At 71.4% G+C, this 6,248-nt stretch carries 5 protein-coding genes; 4 read left to right on the top strand and 1 reads right to left on the bottom strand.

All coding sequences use genetic code 11. From position 1 onward, the window contains the following. Positions 1-49: 49 nt before the first annotated feature. Genes ACH4RC_RS36735 through sbnB form a run of 4 tightly spaced genes read left to right on the top strand, consistent with a single transcriptional unit; the run spans position 50 to position 4,280 of the window. Entirely contained in the window at positions 50-1,066 is a 1,017-nt protein-coding gene (locus ACH4RC_RS36735; protein ID WP_398208570.1) for an asparagine synthetase A, read from the top strand. Continuing rightward, entirely contained in the window at positions 1,063-2,286 is a 1,224-nt protein-coding gene (locus ACH4RC_RS36740) for a glutamate synthase-related protein (protein ID WP_398208572.1), read from the top strand. The genes ACH4RC_RS36735 and ACH4RC_RS36740 overlap by 4 nt, the downstream gene beginning before the upstream one ends. Next, on the top strand, positions 2,283-3,230 hold the full coding sequence (sbnA, locus tag ACH4RC_RS36745) for a 2,3-diaminopropionate biosynthesis protein SbnA (protein WP_398208574.1): 948 nt from the start codon (positions 2,283-2,285) through the stop codon (positions 3,228-3,230). The genes ACH4RC_RS36740 and sbnA overlap by 4 nt, the downstream gene beginning before the upstream one ends. A gap of 42 nt (positions 3,231-3,272) precedes the next feature. Further along, complete coding sequence (gene sbnB, locus ACH4RC_RS36750) at positions 3,273-4,280, top strand: 2,3-diaminopropionate biosynthesis protein SbnB (RefSeq protein ID WP_398208575.1); 1,008 nt, start codon at positions 3,273-3,275, stop codon at positions 4,278-4,280. Positions 4,281-4,635: 355 nt separating this feature from the next. Here the strand turns inward: sbnB and ACH4RC_RS36755 are convergent. After that, on the bottom strand, positions 4,636-6,248 hold a 1,613-nt coding region (locus tag ACH4RC_RS36755), incomplete at its 5' end, for an alpha/beta fold hydrolase (protein WP_398208577.1).

Below are 6,248 nucleotides of genomic sequence, written 5' to 3' on the forward strand. Positions count from 1 at the left end.
AAAGCCCTCCCGGGCCGGTGAACCGTACGTCGACCGGACAAGGACCGACATGACACTCCAGATCGATCACCCCCTGACATTCGCCGCCGCTCCCGCCCTGCCCTCGCCGCTGGAACACCTGCGCGACCCGCGCACCAGGGCGGCCCTGCGCGTACAGCAGGCCCTGGTCGCGGGCGCCCGCGCCTACCTTCGCGGCGACGACGCGGTGGAGATGGCGCACCCGATCATCGGCCCCGTCACCGACCCCGGCTCGCGCGGCGCCAAGCAGGTGGACGTCGACTACTACGGCCACCGCTACAAGCTGATGACCAGCGCCATCCTCTACAAGCAGGCGTCCCTCCTGGCCTACGACCGGATCTTCCTGGTCGCGCCCAACGTCCGTCTGGAGCCGGTGGAGACCAGCTCCACCCACCGCCACCTCTCCGAGTTCCGGCAGATCGACGTCGAGTACTCCGGCGCCACCCGCGACGACGCCATGGACATCGCCGAAGGGCTCGTCCGCCACGCCGTCACCACCGTCGCCGACGAGTGCGCAGCCGAACTCGCCGTCCTCGGCCGGGACCCCGACACCCTGCGCCGCTTCGTCGCCGAGCCCTTCGCCCGCGTCCCGCACGGCGAGGTCGTCGAACGCCTGCGCGCCGACGGCTACCCGCAGGCCGCCGGCACGGAGATCGAGTGGGAGGCCGAAGAGCGCATCTCCCGCCAGGCCGACGCCCCGTTCTTCATCGTCGGCTACCCCAAGGGCTCCCGCGGCTTCTACGACAAGGAGAGCCCCGCCGAGCCCGGCACCCTGCTCAACTTCGACCTGATCGCCCCCGAGTCCTGCGGCGAACTGTGCAGCGGCAGCGAGCGCGAGAACGAGTACGCCACCCTGGTCACCCGGATGCGGGAGACCGGCGAGAACCCCTCCAAGTACGCCTGGTACCTAGACGTCGCCCGCCACGGCATCCCCCGCAGCGCCGGCTTCGGCATCGGCCTGGAACGCCTCACCCGCTGGGTCGCGGGCCTCGACTCCGTCTGGCAGGCCACGGCCTTCCCCAAGCTCGCGGGGGTCGTGTCCCCGTGACGTACCTGACCGCACCCGGCCTGCCCGAGGACGCCATCCGCGCCCGCGCCCGTGACGGAGCCGCCGCCGTCTTCCCGCCGGCCGACAGCTACGGCACCGCAGTCTTCGGCGGCACCCCCGAGCCGGGCGACGAGATCGACGCACTGCGCCTGGCCCCGCCCGTCTTCATGCCAGGCCGCCTCGCCAGACTCATCGACCTCGGCCGCGAACCCCTCTACTCCGACGTCCGCCTGACCACCGCCCTCGGCGGCTTCGACGCCCCGGTGCCCGTGTACGTGTCGGCCCTCGGCTCCACCCGCGTCGCCGGGACCTCTCTCGCCCTCAGCCGCCAGGCCGGACGCCTCGGCATCCCCATGGTCATCGGCGAGAACGTCGCCCCGATGAACGGCTTCCGCAGCAGCGGCGACGACCACCGCAAGGGCCTCCTCGAACGCATCCTCGCCTACTGCGAGGAACTCCCCGACGGTGTCGGCGGCGTCTGCGTCCAGCAGAGCACCGAGGACGCCGACTCCGAGGTCTGGAACCAGGTCTACAGCGACCCCGCCGTCTCCGGACTCCTCGCCAGCGGCCGCCTCGGCTTCGAGATGAAGGTCGGCCAGGGCGCCAAGCCCGGCCTCGGCGGCCTCACCATGATCAGCGAGACGGTCGCCGCCGACCTCGACGGACAGTACGCCGTCGAACACCTCGGCCCCGACGGGGGAGCGGTCCTGCGCTGCTCCAGTCCCGGCACCTACACCGACGAGATCTTCCGCCGGCAGATCCAGCTCATGCGCAACAACTACCCGCGCGCCCGCTGCTGGGTGAAGCTCTTCCCCGGCCGGGACGTCGGCCGCGCCGCCGCCATCGCCTGGGAGGCGGGCGCCCACGCCGTCACCGTCGACGGGGCCGAGGGCGGCACCGGCTGGGCCCCCACCGGCTTCCTCGGCCACGTCGGACTGCCGCTCGCCGAGTGCCTGCGCCGGGTGGACCCCGCCGGCCACACCCTGCTCGCCAGCGGACGCGTCTGGGACGGCATCCGCGCCGTCAAGCTGCTCGCCCTCGGCGCCCGTGCCGTCGGCCTCGGCCGCGCAGCCCTGGTCGCCGCCGACGAGGACCCGGACCACGGACTCGAACGCCTCCTGGGCGCCATGGCCCTGGAGATGCGCATGGCCGTCAGCTCGCTCGGCAGATACGCGGCCGACGAGACCGGGCCCGAGGACCTGTGGAGGCCCGAGTCATGATCTACGAGCACACCTACGAGCTGGTCACCGACGACCTCTTCGTCCGGCTGGCCCGCGTCGTACCCGGCGCCGACGTCTTCCTCAAGATCGAAGGGCTGAACCCAGCCGGCTCGGTCAAGCTCAAGACGGCGCTGAGCCTCATCGAGGACGCCGAGCACCGCGGGGTCCTCACCCCCGGCGCCCGCGTCATCGAGTCGTCCTCCGGAAACCTCGGCATCGCCCTCAGCTCCATCTGCGCCACCAAGGGATACCCCTTCACCTGCGTGGTCGACCCCAACACCAACGCCACCAGCATCGAGCACATGCGCGCCCTCGGCGCCGAGGTCGTCGTCGTGGACACCGTCGACGCGGGCGGCGGCTTCCTCCAGTCCCGCATCGCCCACATCCGGCGGTGCGTCGAGACCGACCCCTCCATGGTGTGGCTCAACCAGTACGCCAACCCGGCCAACCCCCGGGCCCACTACGAGCAGACCGCGCGCACCCTGCTCAAGGAACTCCAGCACATCGACTACCTGTTCGTCGGCGCGGGCTCCACCGGAACCTTCGTCGGCTGCTCCCGCTACCTGCGCGAGTACTCGCCGGACACCCGGATCGTCGCCGTCGACGCCCTCGGCTCGATCATCTTCGGAGCCCCGCCCGGACCCCGCCGCATTCCGGGCCTCGGCGCCAGCCGCGTCCCAGAACTCTTCGAACCCGGCCTCGCCGACGAGGTCGTCCTCGTCGCGGAGGAGGACGCGGTGCACGAGTGCCGGCTGCTCGCCCGCACCCACGGGCTCCTGGTCGGCGGGTCCACCGGATCCGTCCTGGCCGCGATCCGCCAGTGCGCCGACGCGTTCCCCGCCGGCTCCCGCATCGCCGCCATCTCACCCGACCTCGGCGAACGCTACCTCGGCACGGTTTACAACGACGCCTGGGTGGGCCAGCACCTCGGCGTCCTCGCCTGATCACCGTCCCGCACCCCTCCCACCTGCGAAAGGCACCCACGCATGTCGACTTTTCACGTGATCGACGGCACTGTCGCCCAGGACGTCATCACCTCCGCGCCGTCGGAGATCCTGGAGATCGTGCGGGACACCTATCTCCAGCACAGCCGCGGCGCCACCGTGAACCCCGACAGCTACTTCCTCCGCTTCCCCGACAACCCCGGCGCCCGCATCATCGCCCTCCCCGCCCACCTCGGCGGCGAGGCACCCGTCTCCGGCCTGAAGTGGATCGCCAGCTACCCGGAGAACGTGCGGCAGAACCTGCCCCGCGCCTCCGCCGCCCTGCTCCTCAACGACGCGGAGACCGGATACCCCTTCGCCTGCCTCGAAGCGTCCCTCATCAGCGCCGCCCGCACGGCCGCCTCCGCCGCGCTCGCCGTCGAGACCCTGGCCCCCGACGAGGCGCCCCGCACGGTCCTCTTCGTCGGCGCCGGCATCATCGGCCGCACGGTCTCCGACTTCCTCGCCGCCCGTGGACTCAACGTCCGCGAGTGCCTCGTCCACGACCACGTCGACGCGTACGCCGAGAAGTTCGCCGCCTACACCGCCGACAACCACGGATGGCAGGCCAGAGCCGTCTCCGAGATCGACGCGGCCCTGGCCACCGCCGACCTGGTGGTCCTCGCCACCACCGCGCCGGAGCCCTGGCTCGCGGACGGCCAGACCCTGATGCCGGACCAGCTCATCCTGAACCTGTCCCTGCGCGACATCCACCCCACCGTCATGGTCAAGTGCCACAACATCCTGGACGACATCGACCACTGCCTGAAAGCCCGGACCTCCCCCCACCTCACCGAGACGGAGTACGGCACCCGCGACTTCATCGACGGCACCCTCGCCGACGTCCTGCGCGGCACGGTCGCCCTCGACCGCGACCGCCCGACCGTCTTCTCCCCGTTCGGCCTCGGCGTCCTGGACCTGGCGGTCGGCTGCCACATCTACCGGACCGCCCTGGACACCGGCCGCGCCACCGAGATTCCCCACTTCTTCCCCGAGCTGACCCGCTGGTGAACTGACCACCGCGCGTCGACCCCTCTTCGCCCCGGTCCCGGGTTCCCTCCGCTCCCATCGGAGGACCCGGGACCGGGGCGTTTCCGCGTGTACGGACCGGAGGGGATGGCAGCGCTTGCCGCCGCCGGGCAGTTCCGGTGCGCGGGCGCCGGGCATGTGGCAGCGACGGCACCGCTCGAGGCGGAGGAAGGGTTCGCCCTTACAGCGCGGGCACTGTTCGCCGTCGTCATGCGTAACGGGGTCCGGCCGGAGCAGCGTGACCACCGGTCCGGCTCCTACCGGCCCTTGGGACACTGGCAGCACAGAGCCGCCCCCCGCGTGAGCGGGGGGCGGCTCTGTGCTGTGCTGGTACCTGTCAGGCCGACAACAGCACCCCGGCCTCGCGGCCGGCGCCCTCCGTCACGGCCTCCCGTACCGCCGCGGCCACCACGGACAACTGCTCCTCGCCCTTGACCATCTCCATGTGGCGACCCGGCATCGGGCGGATGTCCAGGCCCAGCGGGTAGAGCCCCATCCAGTGAGCGACGTACCGGCCCTGCGGCACCTCGTCGCCACTGCCATGCCGCACCGTGTCGCTGACGAACAAGGTCGCGGGAGCCGCCGAGCCCTCGGGCCGGTAGGCGGCTAGTGAGCGCACCTCGGCCTCCAGGACGGCGTAGGGCAGCCACTCGTCGAGCGTGATCGCCGACTCCTCGATGTTCATCTCCGGAGCCAGGCGCTTCATCTCCCGCTCTGTGGCGCTCCGTTGCTCGCCGGTCTGGTCCTGACCCAGCCGCCAGAGGTCGTTCACCCGGCGGTACACCTCGGCGTGCCGCTGGAACCGGTCCTCTTGGTCGTCCCCGGTGACCGCCGGCTCCAGCAGCAGCAGGGCGGCCACCGACTGCGGGTCACGCACCCCCATAGCGTGCGCGATCACCGCGCCGGTCGACCAGCCGAGGATCGTGCACGGGCCCTCCGGCTGCACCCGGCGGATCTCCCGCCAGTACCGTTCCGCGATCGCCTCGAAGCCGACGAGCGGCGACTCACCCTCGTTCAGCCCCGGTGCCTGGACCCCGTACACGGTGAACGCTCCGGCCAGGCGCTGCGCGAGTCCGCGGTACGGATGGGTGCTGCCGCCTCCGGGATGCACGCAGAACAGCCGGGGCAGGGCGGGGTCGTCCTCGGACGAGAGCAGGACGACCAGCCCGCCGGGTCCGGTCCCGGGCTTCACCTCCGGTGCGTCCAGCACGGCGGCCAGACCGGCCACTGTCGGATGCCGCATGATCTGCTGGAGGGCGACGGGCAGCCCGGCCTCCCGGATCCGCGACACCAGCCGCACCGCGCTGATCGACTGCCCGCCGAGCTCGAAGAAGTTGTCGTGGACGCCGACGGTCTCGATGCCGAGGACGTCCGTCCACACGGCCGCCAGGGTGCGCTCGATGTCGGTACGCGGGGCGGTGTAGGCGTTGGCGAGGTCGGGGCGTTCCGAACCGGGGGCGGGGAGGGCTTTGGTGTCGACCTTGCCGTTGGGGGTGAGCGGCAGTTGGTCGAGGGTCACGTAGGTGGCCGGGACCATGTAGTCCGGGAGCTGCTGCCGGAGGTGGGCGCGCAGGGCGTCGTTGTCGACCGGCTTGTTCGTGACGATGTATGCGGTGAGTTGTTTGTTGCCGGGGGTGTCTTCTCGGACGGTGACGGTGGTGGTGTGGATGTGGGGGTGGGTGTGGAGGGCGTTTTCGATTTCGCCGAGTTCGATGCGGTAGCCGCGGAGTTTGATCTGGTTGTCGATGCGGCCGATGAATTCGAGGGTGCCGTCGGGGCGCCGGGTGACGAGGTCGCCGGTGTGGTAGGTGCGGGGGTCTTCGAGAATGTGGAGGGGGTTGGGGGTGAAGCGTTGGGTGGTGAGTTGGGGTCGGTTGTGGTAGTTGCGGGCGAGGCAGATGCCGCCGAGGAGGGCGTGTCCGGGGATGCCGATGGGGGCGGGTTGGTTGT

The organism is Streptomyces sp. NPDC016845, from assembly GCF_044332585.1.
GTDB lineage: Bacteria > Actinomycetota > Actinomycetes > Streptomycetales > Streptomycetaceae > Streptomyces.